This window comes from Roseibium sp. M-1 (genome assembly GCF_054515675.1).
Window position 1 is genome coordinate 2,675,288 of sequence record NZ_CM137257.1, and the last position, 20,851, is coordinate 2,696,138.

16 protein-coding genes are annotated in these 20,851 nt (G+C 60.6%); 7 read left to right on the forward strand and 9 right to left on the reverse strand.

Annotated features, from left to right (window positions below; genetic code table 11):
* Positions 1-23: 23 nt before the first annotated feature.
* From ACX3M4_RS12065 to ACX3M4_RS12075, 3 genes are read left to right on the forward strand one after another with little or no spacing between them, the layout of a single operon-like run.
* Positions 24-509, forward strand: a complete 486-nt coding sequence (locus tag ACX3M4_RS12065) for a molybdopterin-dependent oxidoreductase (RefSeq protein ID WP_459358823.1) — start codon at positions 24-26, stop codon at positions 507-509.
* A 3-nt stretch (positions 510-512) separates the two neighbouring features.
* The gene (locus tag ACX3M4_RS12070) at positions 513-2,741 is read left to right on the forward strand and encodes a PAS domain-containing sensor histidine kinase (RefSeq protein WP_459358824.1); all 2,229 of its coding nucleotides are present in this window, start codon (positions 513-515) and stop codon (positions 2,739-2,741) included.
* Positions 2,738-4,279, forward strand: coding sequence for a response regulator (locus ACX3M4_RS12075; protein WP_459358825.1), 1,542 nt, complete (start codon positions 2,738-2,740; stop codon positions 4,277-4,279). Before ACX3M4_RS12070 ends, ACX3M4_RS12075 begins: the two co-directional genes overlap by 4 nt.
* A 33-nt stretch (positions 4,280-4,312) precedes the next feature.
* Here the strand turns inward: ACX3M4_RS12075 and ACX3M4_RS12080 are convergent, their stop codons facing one another.
* The 6 genes from ACX3M4_RS12080 to cysG form a co-directional block, all read right to left on the reverse strand.
* Positions 4,313-5,086 carry an enoyl-ACP reductase FabI gene (locus ACX3M4_RS12080; RefSeq protein ID WP_459358826.1) on the reverse strand — a complete coding sequence of 258 codons (774 nt, stop codon included), beginning with the start codon at positions 5,084-5,086 and terminating at the stop codon, positions 4,313-4,315.
* Between the two features lie 441 nt (positions 5,087-5,527).
* On the reverse strand, positions 5,528-6,061 hold the full coding sequence (locus tag ACX3M4_RS12085; RefSeq protein WP_459358827.1) for a DUF934 domain-containing protein: 534 nt from the start codon (positions 6,059-6,061) through the stop codon (positions 5,528-5,530).
* 35 nt (positions 6,062-6,096) lie between these two features.
* Positions 6,097-6,858: a phosphoadenylyl-sulfate reductase gene (locus ACX3M4_RS12090; protein ID WP_459358828.1), complete on the reverse strand. Its 762-nt coding sequence runs from the start codon at positions 6,856-6,858 to the stop codon at positions 6,097-6,099.
* Positions 6,845-8,503 (reverse strand): nitrite/sulfite reductase, encoded by a 1,659-nt coding sequence (locus tag ACX3M4_RS12095; RefSeq protein WP_459358829.1) that lies wholly within the window; start codon positions 8,501-8,503, stop codon positions 6,845-6,847. The genes ACX3M4_RS12090 and ACX3M4_RS12095 overlap by 14 nt, the downstream gene beginning before the upstream one ends.
* 64 nt (positions 8,504-8,567) lie before the next feature.
* Positions 8,568-8,867, reverse strand: a complete 300-nt coding sequence (locus ACX3M4_RS12100) for a DUF2849 domain-containing protein (protein WP_459358830.1) — start codon at positions 8,865-8,867, stop codon at positions 8,568-8,570.
* A gap of 23 nt (positions 8,868-8,890) precedes the next feature.
* The gene (cysG, locus tag ACX3M4_RS12105) at positions 8,891-10,354 is read right to left on the reverse strand and encodes a siroheme synthase CysG (protein WP_459358831.1); all 1,464 of its coding nucleotides are present in this window, start codon (positions 10,352-10,354) and stop codon (positions 8,891-8,893) included.
* Positions 10,355-10,628: 274 nt separating this feature from the next.
* On the opposite strand from cysG, the gene ACX3M4_RS12110 reads away from it, so the two are divergent.
* Positions 10,629-11,144, forward strand: a complete 516-nt coding sequence (locus tag ACX3M4_RS12110) for an invasion associated locus B family protein (RefSeq protein WP_459358832.1) — start codon at positions 10,629-10,631, stop codon at positions 11,142-11,144.
* Between the two features lie 43 nt (positions 11,145-11,187).
* Here ACX3M4_RS12110 and ACX3M4_RS12115 read toward each other — a convergent pair whose 3' ends face one another.
* Positions 11,188-12,960: a DMP19 family protein gene (locus tag ACX3M4_RS12115; RefSeq protein WP_459358833.1), complete on the reverse strand. Its 1,773-nt coding sequence runs from the start codon at positions 12,958-12,960 to the stop codon at positions 11,188-11,190.
* A gap of 306 nt (positions 12,961-13,266) precedes the next feature.
* Here ACX3M4_RS12115 and ACX3M4_RS12120 point away from each other — a divergent pair, with 306 nt between their 5' ends.
* On the forward strand, positions 13,267-14,388 hold the full coding sequence (locus tag ACX3M4_RS12120; RefSeq protein WP_459358834.1) for a hypothetical protein: 1,122 nt from the start codon (positions 13,267-13,269) through the stop codon (positions 14,386-14,388).
* Between the two features lie 458 nt (positions 14,389-14,846).
* On the opposite strand, the gene ACX3M4_RS12125 is transcribed toward ACX3M4_RS12120, so the two are convergent.
* Positions 14,847-16,202 (reverse strand): methyl-accepting chemotaxis protein, encoded by a 1,356-nt coding sequence (locus tag ACX3M4_RS12125; RefSeq protein WP_459358835.1) that lies wholly within the window; start codon positions 16,200-16,202, stop codon positions 14,847-14,849.
* A gap of 206 nt (positions 16,203-16,408) precedes the next feature.
* Complete coding sequence (locus tag ACX3M4_RS12130) at positions 16,409-17,575, reverse strand: acetyl-CoA acetyltransferase (protein ID WP_459358836.1); 1,167 nt, start codon at positions 17,573-17,575, stop codon at positions 16,409-16,411.
* Between the two features lie 703 nt (positions 17,576-18,278).
* Here ACX3M4_RS12130 and ACX3M4_RS12135 point away from each other — a divergent pair.
* Both ACX3M4_RS12135 and ACX3M4_RS12140 read left to right on the forward strand, forming a co-directional pair.
* A complete protein-coding gene (locus tag ACX3M4_RS12135) occupies positions 18,279-19,913 on the forward strand; it encodes an alpha-glucosidase family protein (protein WP_459358837.1) in 1,635 nt (544 codons plus the stop codon).
* 84 nt (positions 19,914-19,997) lie between these two features.
* Positions 19,998-20,804: a glycosyltransferase family 2 protein gene (locus ACX3M4_RS12140; protein WP_459358838.1), complete on the forward strand. Its 807-nt coding sequence runs from the start codon at positions 19,998-20,000 to the stop codon at positions 20,802-20,804.
* The last annotated feature ends 47 nt before the right edge of the window (positions 20,805-20,851 follow it).

Below are 20,851 nucleotides of genomic sequence, written 5' to 3' on the forward strand. Positions count from 1 at the left end.
AAGCCGGGCGCGAGGAAACCGCCATGATCAGGCTGGCAGCAATTTTGGGATTTCTTTTGGTCGCCTCCGCGCTGCCCTCGTTTGCAGAAGACGGCAATGCCGCCAAGTTCCTCGTCATAAATGCAGGGGACAGCAGCGACGGCCAGTGGATCACGGTCGGCGACATCGAGGCCCTCGGCACCGAGACCGTTCATGCCTTCAACCCCTATGAAAAACTGAACGAAGACTTCACAGGCGTCTGGATGAAGGATTTCGTGGCCCATTTCGGACCGGCAGACGCAAGCTCGCTGACCATCAGGGCCATCGACGACTATCAGATCACGTTCAAGAAGGAGGAGTGGCTCGGCACACGCATCCTGCTCGTGACCAGGGTCAATGGCGACTATATCGACTTCGATCAAAAGGGACCCGTCCGGGTCATCTATCCGGATTATGACGAGTCACTGGCAAGTTATCAGGTCAACCTGCCCAAATGGATCTGGATGATTACCGAGTTCTCCATGGAGTAAGATTTGCGGAGGCGATCCTATATTATTGCCGGTGCATTGATTGCGCTGACACTGGTCTCGTCCGGTGCGTATTTCTTTTACGCCCACAACCAGGCGCCTGCGAGAATTGCCGAATCCGTCTCCACCATGCGTATGACGGACGCCATGCGCCTGACCTTCAAGGTGGCGCTGCTGACGGAACGCGGTTTCGAAACCTATCTGCTGGCCGTGCACAATTCCGATGAAGCCCAGCTCCGGCAGGCAAAGAACTACGTCAAGGCCTCGCTCGGTTTCGTCGTCAACGGTTATACTGACCGGGATAACCTGAGCGATCAAATCGTTCCGCTGATCCGGGAGAACCTGGAACTGATGCAGGTACGCGGCCTTGCACCCGATACCGAGTCGCTCCAGACGATCAACGGCAATACCCGCAGCATCTACCTTCTTACCGAGCGGATCGAAAAGCAGATCTGGGTGGATTTTCAGGACGCCTTCCTCGAAATCCAGACAAACGAATGGCTGTTGCGCGCCCAGTACCAGATCATGATCGTGGCGTCAGTCGTGGTTGCGCTTGTTCTCCTGATCATCTTCACCCGTCAGCGCACATTGAACCGGGACCTTGTGGAAACGGAAGCGGGACTTCGGGAAAGCGAGCAGCTCCTGCGGGAAGCACAATCGCTGGCAAGGCTCGGCAACTGGGATCTTGACCTGAAGACCGGCCTCGCCCGCTGGTCGGAGGAGGAATACCGTTTGCTCGGCTACCAGCCGGGCGCGGTGCCGCCGTCTTCCGAAGCCTACATGGCGGCGGTCCATCCCGACGACCGGGAGGCGGTCGCCCGGGAAATGCAGCGCTCCATGGCCCCGGGCGAGGAAGCGCCCTATCGCGTCGTCCACCGGGTCCGGACACCGGACGGCGACCGCTATCTGGAACAGCAGGGGCAAGTCGCCTTTTCCGAGACCAAAGAACCCTTGCGAATGTTTGGCACGACCGCCGATATCACGGAGATCCGCAATTACCAGCTGGAGCTCGAGCGTTACCGCGACCAGTTGGAGAAGCTGGTTGTGGAACGCACCAGCGAACTGGAAAAGGAAATTGCCGACCGCCGCAGGATCCAGGAAGACCTGCGCAAGAGCGAAACACGTCTGCGGCAGATTCTGGACAGCTCCTCTGCCGGCATATCGATCCTGCGCATCAATCCGCTCAAGCGCATCTATGCCAATCAGCGCTTTCTCGACTTGTTTCATGCAGGTTCGATGGAAGACCTCGACACTTACGGTTTCGAGAAGACCTTCGTGCTGGATTCCGACCTTGAAACGGCGGCAGCCTGTGTCGCCCGCGGCGAGGGCTTCAGCCGCTTCGTCATGGAACGCCGGCGTGTGGACGACAGCACCTGGTGGGGACTGCACGACGCCATTCCGATCGAATTCGAGGACTCTCCCGCGACCATCGTCTGGCATTATGACATTACCGACCAGAAGCTGGCGGAAAAGGAACTGGTACAGGCCGAGAAGCTTGCCTCCCTTGGCGGGCTGGTCGCAGGCCTTGCACACGAGGTCAACACGCCGATCGGCGTCGGCCTGACAGCTGCAACCTTCCTGGAGGAAAAGGTCGCAGATATTGCCAAGCTGGTGTCGAACGAAGCCCTGACGCGGCGTGGCCTGGACGAGTTTCTGGACCTGTCGGGACAATCCTCGAAGATCATCGTCTCCAACCTGCACCGGGCCTCCGATCTTGTGCGCAGCTTCAAGCAGGTAGCCGTCGACCAGTCCAGCGACGAGCTGCGGACCTTCAAACTGGTCGACTATCTGGAGGAAATCCTGCTCAGCCTGCTGCCCCAGACAAAGAAGACGCCACACACGATCAAAGTGACGGGCAACCGGGACATCGTACTGACGAGCTTCCCCGGAGCCTTGTCGCAGATCGTCACAAACCTGGTGATGAATTCGCTCATTCATGCCTTCGAGGACGGGCAGACCGGGGAAATCACCATCGACACGACACGTACCGGGCGCATCGCGCATATCCATTACAGCGACACCGGCAAGGGGGTCTCGCCGGAGGTGCTGACCCGGATCTTCGATCCCTTCTACACGACAAGGCGCGGAAGCGGCGGCAGCGGTCTTGGAATGCATATCGTCTATAATCTGGCCACCAAGAAACTTGGCGGCACCGTTGTGTGCGAAAGCATGCCTGGTCAGGGGATTTCGGTTCATCTTACCGTTCCGTTGACACCGCCACAGGACAATAAATGATGAACCCGAACGAAAAGATCCTGTTTTCGGATGAGCCGGAATATGCCGACGACACCGGCCGGCCATGGAAGATCATGCTGGTCGATGATGAACACTCTATCCACGAGGTCACGCGGCTTGCATTGTCCGGTTTCCGGTTTGACGACCGGCCCCTGCAGTTCGTCTCGGTCTATTCGGGACAGGAAGCCCGCCAGGCCATTGTCGAGCACCCGGACACTGCGCTCATCATGCTTGACGTGGTAATGGAGAACGAAACGGCCGGGCTCGAAGTGGCGCGCTTTATCCGCGAGGAGGTGTGCAACAACGCCGTCCGCATCGTGCTGCGCACCGGCCAGCCCGGCCAGGCACCGGAGCGGGATGTCATCGCGCGCTACGACATCAACGACTACAAGGAAAAGACCGAACTCACCTCGCGCAAACTGTCGACTTTGATGTATGCCTCGCTGAGATCCTATCGCGATATCGTCGAGCTGGAGCGCAACAAGCGCGGCCTGGAAGCAGTGATCGAGGCCTCCGCCAGGATCTTCGAGCTGCAATCACCGGAGCTGTTCACGCAAGGTGTGCTCGAACAGCTGAGCGTTCTGGTCCAGGCCGGCCGCGACAACCCGAACTGCCAGACCGACGCGCTTGCGGTCCGCCGGTCCGCAACGGGTTTCGATGTGACCGGCGCTCTCGGCCGGTTCCTGCCCCATGTCGGATCGCCCCTGTCGCAGGTCCGTTCGCGGCAGATTCAGGAAGCGCTTTCCTCGGCGCTCGCCCGCGGCAGCGGCGCGATCACCGAGGACAGTTACACCGGTTTGATCCGGAACAGGGAGGGCGTTGAAAGGCTGCTTTACCTGCGTGCCCAATGCGGCGAACCCAGCGAACTCGACCGGTCGCTGCTCGGGCTTTTCGAGCGTAACGTCGCCATCGCCTTCGAGAATGTTGATCTTCTCAACGAGCTGGAACAGACCCAGAGCGAGATGGTCTATATCCTCGGCGAAACCATCGAGACCCGCTCCAACGAAACCGGCCACCATGTCAAGCGCGTTGCCGAGATCAGCAAGCTGATCGCCCTGGAATATGGGCTCTCGGAGGAAGAGGCCGAAATCATCCGATTTGCCTCGCCGCTGCACGACATCGGCAAGATCGGCATTCCGGACGCGATCCTCAACAAGCCGGGCAAGTTGACCGCTGACGAATGGGACATCATGAAGACCCATACGACGCTCGGCTACGACATGCTGAAATCCTCTCGGCGCCGGGTGCTGCAGGCAGGTGCCATCATCGCCCGCGACCACCATGAGAAATGGGTCGGCGGCGGTTATCCTTCGGACAAGAGCGGCGAGGATATCCATCTCTATGGTCGCATCACAGCGGTCGCGGACGTCTTCGATGCCCTCGGCAGCGAGCGCTGCTACAAGCATGCCTGGCCGCTGGAGGACATCTTGAGCCTGATGCATGAAGAACGCGGCCGCCATTTCGAGCCGCAACTGGTGGATATCCTGCTCAGCCAGATCGACCGGGTACAGGAGATCAACAAGGCGAACCGGGATTGACCTGCCGATAGGGGGCCTCAGTCCGGAAGGCTTTTAAACGACCGTGTGCCGCAGGCCGCCATTGACCTGCATAATCTCACCCGTCATGCCGCCGGACTGTTCGCTGAGGAGATAGGCGGTCGCCCCGGCGACTTCCTCAGCGGTAACGCCGCGCCGCAGGAAGGACTGGCGCGACAGGACCTCGTGCACTTTGCGAAAATCCGGCAGCATGCGTGAGGAGGTTGTCGGAATGGCACCCGCCGAGACACCGTTGACACGCACTTCCTCGTGGCCGAGTTCTGCGGCCAGCGCACGGACGGAATGCTCCAGCGCCGCCTTGGCGACCCCGAGCATCTCGTAGCCCGGAACAACCCTCTCCCCGCCCAGGAACGTCAGTGCGACGACAGAGCGGAGCTTGGGATTGCGGCGCTGCACTTCGCGCACAAGGGCGATGAAGGCGTAGCAGCTGGTGCTGATGGTCTTCAGGAAATTTTCTTCGCTGACCCCAAGAAGCCCGCCCTGGCCGGCGTCGGAAAGATCGGTCTTGGCGAGGCAGAACACCATGCCGGTGAGGTCGGTCAGGTCACTGATTGCGTCGATGGACTTCGGATAGTCCAGGAACCGGATGTCGTGGTGCGGTGCCTTTGCGGTAAGTTTTTCGGGCCGGCGCGACGTCAACACGGTCTGCCAGCCGCTGTTGTGCATGTGCTCGCCGATCGCGAGGCCGAGAGACCATTTGGAGCTGACGCCGACCACAAGCACCTTGTTGGTCTTCTCGACAGGCTTCCTCAGATCGAACAGTGTTTCCAGGGTGCGACTGACGGGCATTGAACGACATTCCTGCTGACGGCCCGGACGGGCCTGCGGCAATGGATTTCAGGAAAAAATGAGGCAACGCCCCGGCGCTTCCGGATAACCGCCACCTTGCCCCGTGTGCGGATTTCCGTCTTCCGGCAGATACTTTGCTGCCGAACCATATGCCGTATAATAAGTCAGACTTGTGACAAGGCGATTCACAGCCTGTAACGGGATGTTTCAATCCACTGAACTACTATTCCCTGCCTCACCCGACATCCTTTGCCCGATAAAGACAAGCAAATGCCTGGGTGGAATGCTTCGAAAAACATGCAAGGACGGACTGAGGCCGGACCTCAATGAGGGCCGGGGTATTCAAGCGGGCAACGCGGCTGAAAAGATTCTCGAAGAGATCTGAAAAAATAGATTTCAGAAAAAGGCTGCCCGGCACTCGGCCGGACAGCTCCAGTCGGATTATTCCGCGGCGACTGCGAGGTCGCGCTGCGAGCGGCGGGCCCAGGGGCGGGTGCCGGCCGGGATTTCGACGACGGTGCCAACCGGCTGCAGATATTTCGTGACTTCCGGCCATTCGCCGGCCTTCAGCGCCTTCAGCACTTCCGGCTTGGAGATCTCGAAGGAGGAGACACCGCAGCGGCGGGCGAGCGGGACCTGGTCAAGAATGTACTTGCCGGTCGCGCGGATATCGCCCTTGTAACCGATCTGCTCGCGCAGGATGCGCGCTGCGGAAAAACCGCGGCCGTCGGAAAAGCTCGGGAAGTCGACGGCGACGAGCGCCAGCCGGTCGAGAAAGGCCTCGATCTCCTCGACATCGTCCCCGGCCTCGACGACTACTGCCGTGCGCCCATCACGGGCGAGATAGCTTTCCGGGTCCGTCAGGAAAAGCGTCTGCGGCACGAGTGCATCGCCCGAGACGGACGCACCGGTTTCCGCATCAGCCCTGACCCAGCTTTCCTCGGCAAAGTCGCCGTCAATGTAAATCGTTGCCATTCTTCGCGTCCTTACAAATCCAAAACGGGAAGCGGTCAGATGCCGCTGCCGTCAACTTCCTTGCCATGGGTCGGCCAGTGGATGCCGCATTCCGTCTTGTCCTGGCCACGCCAGCGGCCTGCGCGGGCATCCTCACCCGGCGCGACCTTGCTGGTGCAGGGCAGGCAGCCGATGGAGGGATAACCTTGCGCGACCAGAGGATGCGGCGGCAGATCGTGGGCCTTCGCATAATCCAGAATTTCGGCCGCTGTCCAGTCCGCCAGCGGATTGACCTTGATGCGGCCGGCGTCCGCCTCGAAATAGTCGAGATTGGCGCGCGATGAACTCTGGAACCGCTTGCGGCCTGAAATCCACGCCTCGAAGCCGTCGAGCGCACGCTCCAGCGGCAGAACCTTGCGGATATGGCAGCAGGTGTCGGTGTCGCTCATCCAGAGCATTCCGACCGGATCCTGCCTGGAAAGGTCGTCCTTCGACGGCTTCTCGGTGCGCACGTCGGTGAGGCCGAGCTTTTCGATGAGTTCATCCCGATAGGCGATCGTTGCCGGGAACAGCTTCACCGTATCGACAAAGAGGACCGGCGTCGTCGGATCGATCTGGGCAACCATGTGCAGCAGCACCGCGCTGTCCGCGCCGAAGCTGGAGACCATGGCGATGCCGCCGGCAAACTGGTGCCGGATCGCGGCCCTGAGGATTTCATGTGCGGTCGCGCCCTCGAACTGGGAATTGAGGGCGGCGACTTCCGCCTGCAATCCCAGTTCCGGGTCGACGCCTAAGCTGAATGTCTCATGCAGCGCCATATAGGGCCTCCTTGAAGGGCTCCTCCCCGACCCGCCGGTAGGCGTCCAGAAAGGTCTCTTCTTTGCCTGCGCGCAGGCCGAGATAGGTATCGACCAGCTTTTCGATGGCATCGACCACTTCTTCGGAAGAGAAGCCGCGGCCGATGATTTCGCCAATGGACGCATTTTCGTTGGCCGAGCCGCCGAGCGTCACCTGGTAGAATTCCTCGCCCTTCTTTTCGAGGCCGAGAATGCCGATGTGGCCGACATGGTGATGGCCGCAGGCGTTGATGCAGCCGGAGATCTTGATCTTCAGCTCGCCGATCTCCGCCTGGCGTTCCGCCGTGCCGAAGCGCTCGGAAATCCGCTGCGCGACCGGGATGGAGCGGGCCGTCGCCAGCGCGCAGTAATCCATTCCCGGGCAGGCAATGATGTCGGTGATGAGACCGGCATTGCCTTCCGCGATCTTCGCCGCGACCAGGCGGTCGAACAGCTTCGGCAGGTCGTCCAGCTTCACATGCGGCAGGATCACGTTCTGCTCATGGGAAATGCGCAGCTCGTCATGGCCGAATTCCTCGGCGAGATCCGCGATCACGTCGATCTGGTCGTCCGACGCATCGCCCGGGATGCCGCCGATCGGCTTCATGGAGAGCGTCACGGAGGTGTAACCCGGCACCCGGTGCGGGTTGAGGTTATGGGCGACGAACTGGGCAAAAGCCGCATCCGTTGCCTTGCGCGCCTCGACAGCGGCAGAGGTCTCGCTGCGAACCTCCAGCGGGGGCGGTGCGAAATAGGCCTCGATGCGGCGCACTTCCTCGTCCGGCAGGCGCAGGACGCCGTAGCGGATCTTTTCGAATTCGGCTTCGATATCCGCCTTCAGCTCGTCCAGGCCGGTTTCGTGCACCAGGATCTTGATGCGGGCCTTGTACTTGTTGTCACGGCGGCCATAGCGATTGTAGACGCGCAGGATCGCTTCCGAATAGGCCAGGAGGTCTTCTTCCGGCAGGAAGTCGCGCACTTTGCGGCCGATCATCGGCGTGCGGCCGAGACCGCCGCCGACAAAGACGACAAAGCCGATCTCGCCATCCGCGTTGCGGGTCAGCTGCAAGCCGATGTCATGCACCTGGACGGCGGCACGGTCGTTCGGCGCGCCGGTGATGGCGATCTTGAACTTGCGCGGCAGGAACGAGAATTCAGGATGCAGTGACGACCACTGGCGCAGGATTTCCGCATAGGGACGCGGATCGGCGATCTCGTCGGCGGCAGCGCCAGCGAAATGGTCGGCAGTCACATTGCGGATGCAGTTGCCGGAGGTCTGGATGGCATGCATCTCGACTTCCGCCAGCTCTTCCAGGATCTTCGGCGTATCTTCCAGGCGCGGCCAGTTGAACTGGATGTTCTGGCGCGTGGTGAAGTGGCCATAGCCCTTGTCATAGGTGCGGGCGATATGGGCGAGCTTCTTCATCTGGCGGCTGTTCAGCGTGCCATAGGGGATGGCAACGCGCAGCATATAGGCATGGAGCTGCAGGTAGAGACCGTTCATCAGCCGCAGCGGCTTGAACTCGTCTTCGGTCAACTCGCCCGCAAGGCGGCGGCGGACCTGGTCCTTGAACTGCTCGGTGCGCTGGTTGACAAAACTCGCGTCAAATTCGTCGTAACGGTACATCTTCCAAGCTCTCCTCAGCGGGCGCTGCCTGCAACGGCGCTGCCCTGCCCTCAATTGTCTCGTCTCAGGCCGATACGGCCTGAGCCTGCTTGCCGAACTCCGGATGGGTGGTCGGGCCGGCGGCCCGGATTTTTTCGCGCAGGCGCACCGGAACGATGACGCCATCCTCGAGCGTGACGTCCATCTCGTAGACGGCGACGACCTTCTGCGCCTTCTCGGCTTCCGCGCCCTCGGCCAGGCCCTCGGCAACGGCGTCCTTGCCCTCGTACACCTTGGCCAGCGTGATGCGCTCGACCCAGGCGCCGTTTTCGGCGAGCCAGACGACATCGCCGTTCAGAAGGCGGTTGGCGGTAATGACTTTCATGGTTGCGTCCACTTTCTTCGTATTCAGGCGGCGGCGAACCGGGCGGCGATCTGCGGCGCCAGGGGTTCGGCCTTGTCCATTGCGGCATGGCCTACGGCCTCGCCGATCACGATCAGAACCGGCCCGTCGATCTCTTCGCGGTTCGACAGCACCGCGAGGTCGGCCAGGGTTCCGGCAAATTGGCGTTCGTCCGGGTGGGCGGCGTTTTCGATCACCGCCACCGGAGTTTCGGGTTTGAGACCGGCGCCGATCATCCTGTCGGCAACGGCAGCCGCGACGGAGCGGCCCATATAGACGGCAACGGTCGCGCCCTTGAGTGCAAGACCTGCCCAGTCCGGCAGCGTTTCCGACCTGGCATTGTGACCCGTTGCGAAGACGAGGTTGGAGGCGACGCCGCGCAGGGTCAGCGGGATCTGGGCGGAAGCGGCCGCGGCAAAGGCTGCGGTAACGCCGGGGACGATTTCGAACCCTATCCCGCCGGCGCGGAGCGCCTCCATTTCTTCTGCCGCACGGCCGAAGATCATCGGATCGCCGGCTTTCAGGCGAACGACCTTGCGGCCCTCGCGCGCAAGATCGACCAGCAGGTCGCAGATCTCTGCCTGCGGCACGGAATGCGCGCCCTTGCGCTTGCCGACGGAAATGCGCTCCGCGTCGCGGCGGCCCATGGCAACGACACCGGCCGGAACCAGAGCGTCATGCACGATGACGTCAGCTTCCTGCAACAGGCGCTGCGCGCGCAGGGTAAGCAGGTCTTCGGCACCAGGACCGGCACCGACCAGCCAGACGAAACCCGGCCCGTCCGCCATGCTGTTGAGCAGCCGCTGTGCCTCTGCGCGGGCAGCATCTGCCTTGCCGGCATAAAGATTGGTGGCAACGGCCCCGGAGAAGAACCGCGCCCAGAAGTCCCTGCGCAGTCCGCCGTCGCGGATCACCTTGGTGGCGGCATCGCGGAAGCTTTCGGCAAGCCTTGCCAGTTCGCCGGTTGCGCGCGGCAGCATCGCCTCGATGCGGGCACGGATGTGGCGTGACAGGACGGGGCCGACACCGGTGGAGGTGATGGCAACGGCAATCGGTGCCCGGTTCACAAGGGCACCGGTGTAAAAATCGCAAAGCTCCGGCTTGTCGACCGCATTGACAGGAATGCCTGCCGCACGGGCCGCATCCACAACCGCCTTGTCGAGATCCCAGTCTTCACGTGCGGAAAAGACCAGCGCGGCACCGGCCAGGTGCTCGCTGCGGAAGTCCTCGGCAATGTGTTCTGCCTCGAAGAGATCGATTGCTTCCCGGAGATCCGTGTCGGCCGTCTTCGAGACGACGACGATGCGGGCGTTGGTTTCGCCTAGCAGACGCACCTTCGCGGCAGCCTCACCGCCATGACCGGCAACGATCACCCGGCGACCGGCCACCTTCATGAAGGCAGGGAACACGTCGAGCCGGTTCTCCGGCTTTTTCAGTGTCTTCGCGATGGTGTCGAGGCGGCGCGCCATTTCAAAGGGTCTCCGGTCCCAGTTTGATGGGCTTAATGTAATGGGAGGCCGTTTCCGGCGCCGGGCACCGGATTTCAAAGCTCGAAGACGAAGCGGAATAGTTTTTTGCGTTTGTCCGCTTTGACCGATTTGCATTCCCGGCACCCTTCAAAGGCGCGATTGCGAAGAAAATTTTTCCAAGGACAAGGGCCTGCCCGGCCTTTTCGCCGCGTGACGGCAGCCGGTAACCGGTCTATGTCTGTGCCGATCGGAACCTGCCATCACGGAGAGCCTGATGCCCCTGCCGTCCGCCCTGCGCCTTGCCGTCATCTCCTGCCTTGCAGCAAGCCTGCCCGCGCTTGCCCAGGCCCAGGAACAGCAGCCGCAACAGCCTCCCCAGGAAGAGTTGTGGCAGACCCGCTGCGCCGGTCCGTCGAGGTCGGCGGAAAAGCTGATCTGCGAGACTTCTCAGAGCCTGCGCGTCAAGGAAAACGGCCAGCTTCTGTTCAAAGCCGACGTTATCTATCCGGCCAACAAGGGCACGCCGGTGTTCCAGATGCAGGCCCCGCTCGGCTTCTATCTGCCGGGCAAGGTCAAGCTCGCCGTCGACGGCAAGCAGATCAGCGAACTGGAAATCGGCACCTGCGACCAGCGCGGCTGCTTCATCTCGGCCGACGCGACACCGGAAATGATCGAGGCCATGAAGGCCGGCACCAAGCTGCAGATCGATTTCGCGCCTGCAGCCGACCGCCGGCAGACCTTCGAGATCCCCCTGACCGGCTTCACCCGGGCAATCGAAGCCATCCAGTAGGGACGAGTTGCAACCGGTCTGCCGCCCATAAAACCTTCTCGTTTTAGCCGCTTCTATCGGCGGGCCGGGAAAGTTTTCTTCTCAAGTCGGACAGCTCGCTCGCCTGGTATCTTGCCTTGCGGTTCTGCCCGACGACGGAAAACTCGACGAACTCCGGACAGGCAACCATCTGGTGGACTTCGTCCTCCAACGGAAATCGCCAGACCAATCGCCTCGCGTCGGTGTCAAGGCTTTCCAGAATGCCCCAACCGAAATGATACGTTTCCTCGGCGCCTTCGCTCCATTGCATGTAGGCCTCCGGGACATGCAAGTCGCACATCCTGGCTGCTAGGTTGGGAACAATTCCCCGGTGGGTAAAGCGTTTTCCCACCACCTCGACCGGAAACGACGTCAACCAGCGTAAAATTCTCAACGTTAGAGCTGATCGCTTTTCGGAAAAAAAATTTGGCGACGGTCTGCCTGCATACAAAGTCGGCCATGCCCACAGCTCTGACTTCTGGATCAAACCGAGTTGCAGCAATGCTAGGATCGCAATCTTTGCCATACGGAAGCTCCAGCTTTTTGCAACTGAATGCACGGCAAACCGATTGTCGGGAGAGATACAAAAGTAAAATTTGCTATCTGACATCTTGAAAATGTACGCCTTTTTGTAGCGCGGCCAGAGGTAAGCATCGTTTATGCGATAGTCATACGTAGGTTTCTTGCAATCGCCGTTGGAAAGCATCGCGATGATTGCAGATTTTGCGACCTGTTCGTCATCAGGCAGTTCGCTTGTCACACGCTCCAACTCTCTTCGCTGCATCTCCAAACCGGTGAAGGGCGAGGACGCCACGATCGCCTCAATCCGGGTATTCCATGCGTCCGAGGGAATCAGTTCCAGATCGGGGTGCTGCGCGATCCAAGCTGCGACATGCAGAGAATATCGAGACAACTCGCCGTACCCCGGCTCCAAAAGTTTTTCCCGCACCACGTCGGCCAGCTTACTCGAGCGGTTGTCAGTTTTCGGGTCCTGAAGGAAAGTCTCGATACGTCTGGCAAGACTTTCGACATTTCTTTCAATTTCGCCGTTCTTGTAATCCGATGGCTCCGGTCCACTGATCTTGGACACTTTCTTTTCGTAGAACGGTCTGGCGAACTCAGCAGCACGTTTCGCCGCATAGTCATCGGTTCTTTCCGGCAGCAGGCGCTCGACTTCCGCGACGACGGCTGCCGACGTCTTGTCCACCGCCTCAATCCGGAATTTATCGCGCAAGTGATCGCAATGCCCCGGCGGCAGACTGTTCAGAAAATCGGACCGCTCCTCAGGCGTGAAGTCCAGCGCGTAAAGCTCACTGTCCAGGTCCTTCAATTCTTCTGCCGGATTTTCATAACGATCCGGTCTGTCCGCAGAATCGGGGTTCCTCCGGTTGAAATCAGCACATTGGTCTACCAGATCGGCAATTTCAGACAGTCCGATCGATCGGGCAGCCCGTGCTGCCTCCTCCATAAACCTCTCTCGCTTCTTGAAACAATTATGGAGGTACTGGGTATGCCCGCCGTTGTGGACCTGTGCGATATAAAAATCCAAGGCGTAGATGTCGAGCAGGTCTTGCCGTAGCGTGTCGGGGGAATACCCTTTCCCAAACAAAGCATTCACATAGTCTACAAGGGCTGAGACCGGCTCGTAAATTTCCCGTTGAAATACTGCTTGAGGCATGAGCAGCGGAAGCGACGGGTCCTTTGCGGTATATTCAGCTGACATCCCGTTACCCTCAAACTTCCAGCCCGGCTGATGCATCAGCCGGCCGGTTCCCATGGTTGTCTTCTGGCTTGCCATCCAGAGACCGGCACCTTTCGGCCTGGACGACAACACCTACCTCTACCAGTGATTGTATAAATTCGTCGATTCGGCAAGCCTGACGTCGAGATCGTTTAAACCGGCGAAACTGGTCTTGCTCAACATCGCAATTAAACCCTCGAGATCCCCTCATCGGCTTCATACGGTCGATGGAAGCGATTCAGCTGCTGAGTCCAATGCACCAGGCCCAGCTGGAATGCGGTCCCTTTTCTTGATGCCGTGACGGAAATCGCTTAGCCTTTCCAGATGACTGGCGGGGTCTCCGCCGCGGCATCGGGGGGAAAGATGCGTTCATTTCTTGCACTGGTTGCGGCCGGACTTTGGATCCTTTGCAGCCTCGGCAACGCCCAGGCGGCCATCGTCGAGAATTTCCGCCAGGGGGGCTGGAACGGCAGCGCCTTTACCGACGACCAGACCGGACACCTTTCGACCTGCGTCGCCTCGGCGGCCTATCGCAGCGGCATCACGCTCTATGTCCAGGTCGACACAACCTACAACTGGGCCATCGGTTTTTCCGCGCCGCACTGGAACATGGATGTCGGGTCAGACATTCCGCTGCAATACCGCATCGACGGCGGTGCCTGGCAGCAGGGTGTCGCCAAGGCGACCTCCAAGGACCTCGCCCGCATGCAGATGCCGGAAAACGGCTATATCATCACCCGCTTCCGGCGCGGCCGGACACTCTATGTCTATGACGGCGCCTACAATTACGAATTCCGCCTGACGGGCACCTCCCGCCTGATGGCACGTCTTGCCAAATGCGTGCAACAGAACGTCGCGCGCTACGGCGCTGCACCGGGTGCGGCCAATGTTGCCGGCACCGCGCCGCAGGGTGGACTCGGCCAGAGCGCACCTGCTGCGACGACACAGGCACAAACCACGCAAGATCAGGCCACCACACCCTCCACCACCGCCTCAGATCCGCAGCTCGCCGTCGAGGCGACCCAGGCGCTCTTCAACCTGATGGGCAGCGCCGGGATCTCGGGCCTGAAACTGATCCCGGACGGCCAGCGCGAGGAAGACCTCAACGGCGTCCACGCGGTCGCCGCCGACGACGCAAGGACACTTGCGGCGCATATCTTCCCGGCCGGAAGCTACCAGTCGGAAGAAGAGCTGATGTCGCTGATCGTCGCCGACAGCCAGAAGAAATGCACGGAAGGCAGCTTTTCCTCAGGCACGGAACGCATCAACGAGAACGGCAGACCGCTTTATACGAGCTATGCCAATTGCGAGGCCGGCGACTATCAGCTGATCGAACGGGTCGCCATCGCCAAGCGCAAGGCGGGCGGCGTCTTCATCTATGGTGTCGCCGACACCTATGTCGGCGAAGGCGGCGGCGCCCCGGTCTCCCCGCCGGAGCTGACGGACCCGGATTTTTTCTCGGCGGTTGCGGGCGCGGCGGAGTGATCGGCCAAAGGCACCTAATTTTCCAGATCGCACCTTGCTCCTGATGTCATCCCTGTGAAAACGGGGACCCAGGAAATGAGTGCAGCCGTTTTTGTAGAGAAACAATTCCGCCCGGGCTCCCCGGTCCCGGCTCTCCGCTTCGCTGCGGCCGGAATGACAGCTGAGATCTTGGGTGCCGTTTTTGGATGTCCTTTGGCGCCGCTCACTCGCTGCCTGCACATGATGGACAGTTCCCTAACCTTTCCATCGTCATCCCGGCCAAGCGCAGCGCGAGCCGGGACCGGGGCGGCAAATGACCTGGTCATTTCGTCATTCAATCGACGGGGCCGGGCTCTCCAGCCCCGTTCTCCGCTTCGCTGCGGCCGGGATGACGACAAATTGCGACAGCGATCGGGTTCAAACAGCAAAAAGCCGGCGAAATCGCCGGCTTTCTTATTTCCGGTATTGCGTCCGTCACATCACGCGGCGAAGTCCTTGATGAAGGCTTCGATCTGGTGGGTGAGCGTCTGGGTGCGTTGGGCCACCAGATTGACTGCCTGGCTGACTTCTCCGGCTGCCTCCTTGGACCTGACGGCGTTTTCCTTCATGCCGGAGACGCTGTCGCTGGCGGTCTGGGTGCTGCTGGAGGCCTCGTTGACACCGCGGGCGATTTCGCTGGTTGCCGCGCTCTGCTCGGTCACCGCGGAGGCAATCGCCGAGGTTTCCGACGTCACGTTGCTCATGATGTCGGTGATCTGCTGGATCGACTGGGCAGCATCGGTGGTCGCTTCCTGGATGGCCGCGATCTGCTGGGTGATGCTTTCGGTTGCCTTGGCGGTCTGGTTGGCGAGTTCCTTGACTTCCGCGGCGACGACCGCAAAGCCCTTGCCGGCCTCGCCTGCACGCGCGGCCTCGATGGTGGCGTTGAGGGCCAGCAGGTTGGTCTGTTCGGCAATCGTCTGGATCAGCTGCACGACTTCGCCGATTTCCTGGGCAGCTGTTGAAAGCGTTGCGACCTTGCCGTTGGTGATGCTTGTCGTTTCCGCAGCCTCGGAGACAACGGCCGACGTCGAGGCGATGCGCTGGTTGATCTCCTCGATCGAAACGGAAAGCTCCTCCGCGGCCGATGCGACGGCCTCGACATTGCCGAGTGCGGAGTTGGAGGCATAAGCGGCGCCTTCCGCATGCGACGTGGTGTCGTCGGCGACATCGATCAGGATGCCGGCGGTTTCCTCCAGCTTCGTCATCGTACCTGTAACATCGACGATCAGGTCGGTGACGCTGCCGCGGAACGAGCGTGTCAGGTCCTCGCGCTGGCGCAGCCGCTGGATGCGCTTTTCGTCTTCTTCCCTTTGTGCGGCGACCAGGTGTTCGCGTTCCGAAGCGCCGTCGCGCAACACCATGATGGCAGCGGCGAGTTTGCCGATTTCGTCGGTGCGCTCGCTCTCGGCAAGATGAACGCCGTAATCGCCCTCGGCCAGTTGGCCAACGGCCGATGCGAAAGAGCCAAGCGGCAGGATGACCGAGCGCATCACAAAGAGCCCGGCTGCGGCAAGGGCGAGAACCACCACGATCAGGTTGGCATAGGTCATCATGTCGGCATTGGCAGCAGCGGTCTGATAATTTGCTACTTCCGCTTCCAGAGCCTTGCGTTTTTCGTCCAGCTCCGCGCCGTCCAGGTTGATCGCAACCTCCACCGCCTTCGTCAGATTGCCGGCTTGTTCTTCAAGCACGCTCAAGTTCCGGATGGTGCCAAAGCTCAGTGCTGCGACAACGACGAATACGACTGCCAGGATGGCAATCATCTTGGATTTCAGACTTTGCAGGTTGGTCATGATCTGCCCGCGTTTATCAGCGGTTGCCCCACGCACCGCCATTTTCTGGGCAGAAGAATCGCCGGTTATGGTAATTGAATGATTAATTCAGGCGATAAACCCTGACAAAATTATCAAAGTTACTCGTTTCAGGCCTCAAATAGACAAAAAGAAAGGCCGGTGAGCCGGCCTTTCATTCGTCAGAACAACAATCCGCGCGCCCGGATTTATTTCATCGCCTGCAGCACGGAGACGAAGTTGGCCACGGCCGCGCCACCCATGTTGAAGATACCGCCGATTTCCGCGTTCTTCACCTGGATGTCGCCGGCAGTCCCGGTAAGCTGCATGGCGGTCAGCACGTGCATGGAAACGCCGGTGGCGCCGATCGGGTGCCCCTTGGCCTTGAGGCCGCCGGAGGGGTTGACCGGCAGCTTGCCGCCCATTTCGGTCCAGCCTTCGAGAACGGCCTTTGCCCCTTCGCCTTCCTTGGTGAGGCCCATCGCCTCATATTCGATGAGCTCGGCAATGGTGAAGCAGTCATGGGTCTCGACGAAGGATAGGTCGTCCAGCGCCAGGTTGGCATCGCCGAGCGCCTGCCCCCAGGCCTTGGAGCAGCCTTCGAACTTCAGAATGTCGCGCTTGGACATCGGCAGGAAGTCCTGCACATGGGCGATGGAGCGGAAGGCGACGGCCTTCTTCATGCCGAGCGCGGTGGCCGGGTCGGTCAGGACCAGGGCTGCGGCACCGTCGGAGACGAGCGAGCAGTCGGTGCGCTTCAGCGGGCCGGCGACGAAGGGGTTCTTTTCGCTTTCCGCGCGGCAGAAGTCGAAGCCGAGATCCTTGCGCATCTGTGCGTAGGGATTGCCGACGCCGTTCTTGTGGTTCTTGGAAGCGATCCGCGCCAGCGCATCGGACTGGTCGCCGTATTTCTGGAAATAGGCATCGGCGATCTTGCCGAAGACACCGGCGAAACCGGCTGGAATGTCACCCTCTTCCTTCAGATACGAGGCTTTCAGGAGGTTCTTGCCGATTTCGGGGCCCGGCGTCGTCGTCATCTGCTCGACACCGACCACCAGCACGAAGCGGGCTTCGCCGGAGGCAATGGCGCGCACGCCCTGGTGCACGGCGGCAGAGCCGGTGGCACAGGCGTTCTCGACGCGGGTCGCCGGCTTGAAGCGCAGCGCGGGGTCCGCCTGCAGCACCAGCGAGGCGGTGAAATCCTGGGTGGAAAAACCGGCGTTGAAATGGCCGAGATAGATCTCGTCGACATCTTCCGGCGCGATGCCGGCATCGTGCATGGCATCGACCGCCACCTTCACGATCATGCTTTCGACCGTTTCTTCCGAATGCTTGCCGAAGGGCAAATGTGCCCAACCCACCATGGCTGCCGTCATGACACTTCCTCCAGGTTATGCCCGCAAGATGGACGCCGGGGTCCCGGCTCGCGATCGCCACTGACAGGCGGTTCCACCTTACGGAAGATTAGCGTGGCTGGACAGTTCCAGCTTCCATGCTGCTTTGCAAGAAGAAAGTGACCTAAACGTAATAACAAATTTCTTTTTATATATATTTCATCTACTTAATTGGCATCGACTAAAGGGATAATGGCTCATGGAATTGGAGAGATTTCTGCAAGGCAGCATGGTTCAGATGCACGTCCGGCGTGCGTTAAAAAATTGTTCACATCCTTGTCACATTGGACATGTACAAGAAAATCGTTCCGGACAAATTTGTGTTTCGACATTTTTCAGTTGCTCCACCGGTCCTGCTCTGCAGGGCCGGTTTTTGCTTTTCGGCTGCGGTTCGACTGATTTTAATGTCTGTTTCGACCGGCAGCGCCCGCAGCATCCCGCTGCTTCGAAATAGGCCATGGCTGCAACTCTCACGATCCGCTGACCGAATCCGATATTCGCACCATTTTTTGAAGCCCCCTCTCTTGACCTTGGGAGCCGCCGGATATAGCCATTCAAAGCGCTTTGAACCCCATTTGACCGCCCGGACTCCATGCAGTACTCAAAGAGGTGCAGGAGAAGACCGATCCGTGCGGAACGGAGACCGGCAATGTTCGAGGAAGTCGAAACGGGCCTGGAGGCTGATATGCCAACGACACTTACGAAAGACCCGGACTGGTGGCGCGGCGCGGTGATCTACCAGATCTATCCGCGCTCGTTCAACGACACCAATGGCGACGGCATCGGTGACCTGAACGGCATCACCGAGCGCATGGACTACATCGCCTCGCTTGGCGTCGACGCCATCTGGCTGTCGCCCTTCTTCACCTCGCCGATGGACGATTTCGGCTACGACGTCTCGAATTATGAAGACGTCGACCCGATGTTCGGCACCCTGGCCGATTTCGACCGCATGCTGGCCGCCGCCCATGAGCGTGGGCTGAAGGTCATCATCGACCTCGTCATCTCGCACACTTCCGACCAGCATCCCTGGTTCAAGGAAAGCCGCTCGTCGAAGGACAATGCAAAGGCCGACTGGTTCGTCTGGGCTGATGCCAAACCGGATGGCACCGTGCCGACCAACTGGCTGTCGATCTTCGGCGGCCCGGCGTGGGAGTGGGACAGCCGCCGCTGCCAGTATTACATGCACAACTTCCTCACCAGCCAGCCGGACCTCAACTTCCATAACGAGGAAGTTCAGGACGCTGTGCTGGGCGCTGCCCGCTTCTGGCTCAATCGCGGCGTCGACGGCTTCCGCCTCGACACGGTGAACTTCTATTTCCATGATGCGGAATTGCGCGACAACCCGCCGCTCAGCGCTTCGGAAATGCCGTCCACGGTCGATCCGACCAACCCCTATGGCTTCCAGGACCATCTCTACGACAAGACCCGGCCGGAGAACCTCGTTTTCCTGGAGAAGCTGCGGGCACTGATGGACGAATATCCGGGCACGACCTCCGTCGGCGAGATCGGCGCGGACGGCCAGGCGGTGGAACTGACCGCTACTTACACGGAAGTCGGCAAGCGCATCCACATGGCCTACAGCTTCGACCTGCTGACGCCGCAGCATTCGGCGCCCTATATCCGCCGGATCGTGGAAGAGATGAATGCCGGCATCGGTTCGGGCTGGGCAAGCTGGGCGCTCTCCAACCACGACGTCAAGCGCGTCGGCAGCCGCTGGGGCGACGGCCTGAACCTCGCCCGCTTCGCACCGCTGGAAACCGCGCTCTGCGCATCAATCCGCGGCACGCCCTGCCTTTACCAGGGCGAGGAACTGGGCCTGACCCAGGCGGATGTGCCCTTCGAGAAGCTGCAGGACCCCTATGGCATCCGCTTCTGGCCGGAATACAAGGGCCGCGACGGCTGCCGCACGCCGATGCCGTGGGTGCGGGACAATACCTTCGCGGGCTTTTCTGACGTCGAGCCCTGGCTGCCGGTCGCGCCGGAACATTACGGCCAGGCCGCCTTCGAGCAGGACAAGGACGAAAACTCGATCCTCAACCGCAACCGTGCCTTCTACGCCTGGCGGCAAGCGCATGCCCCGTTGAAGAAGGGTGACATGACCTTCCTCGACAGCGAGGGGGAGACACTGGTCTTCACCCGCTCCTACCAGGGCGAGACGATCCTGTGCGCCTTCAACCTCGGGCACGATCCGGTGACGATGGCGCTGCCCGGTCTTGAGCTGAGCGATCTGGAAGCGCCGGGCTTCGATGGCGTCGTCGAGGGCAAGGCGATCGTGCTTCAAAGCCTCGATGCGGTCTTTGCCCGCGTCAAATCCTGATTTCATCCTTCAAATCAGCGCCCGGCGCGGCTAAATAGTCGCGCCGGTGCCGTTCCGGCCGTATGCAACATTGCCGGATCCTTCATGACCGACCGCCTGCCGCTTTCCGCTTTCATTATCGCCAAGGACGAGGCCGACCGCATTGCACGGCCGATCGAAAGCGTCATCGGCTGGGTGGACGAGGTCATTGTCGTCGACAGCGGCTCAAGCGACGGCACCATTGCCGTTGCCGAAAGTCTTGGCGCCCGCGTCGTCCATCACGACTGGCGCGGCTACGGCCCGCAGAAGCGCCATGGCGAAGACCAGTGCCGAAACGACTGGCTGCTCAATCTGGATGCCGACGAGGAAGTGACGCCGGGCCTCGCCTCAGAGATTCGGGCGAAATTCGCCGATGGCTCCTACAATCAAGCCGACGGCTGGCGCATCATGATCCGCGACATGTATGCTCATGAGACCGCCCCGGCCGACTGGGCCTACGGCTACCACCAGATCCGACTCTATGACCGTCGCAAGGGCCGGTTCTCGGACTCCACTGTCCACGACACGGTCCGGCCGAACGAAGGCGCCCGGATCGGCAACCTCACCGGCATCATGGCGCACCGTTCGATCCGCTCGCTCGACTTCCAGGTCGGCAAGTACAACCGCTATTCCGGCATGCAGGTGGACGACATGCGCGCCCGCGGCCGCAAACTGCCGAAGAGCCGGCTTCTGACGGAATTTCCGGTCAGCTTCTTCAAGGCCTATTTCGTCCGCAAATACCGGAAATACGGCTGGTGGGGCCTGATCCTCTCCCTCAACTACGCCCATGCAAGGTTCCTGCGCGTTGCCAAGGCCTATGAGGCGGAACTGCTGGAGAAGAAAGCAATCTCGAATAAAGAGGACATCCGGTAAGCACGAGGGTCACCCCGAGGGAATTGGCTTTGCAACCGCACCTGATA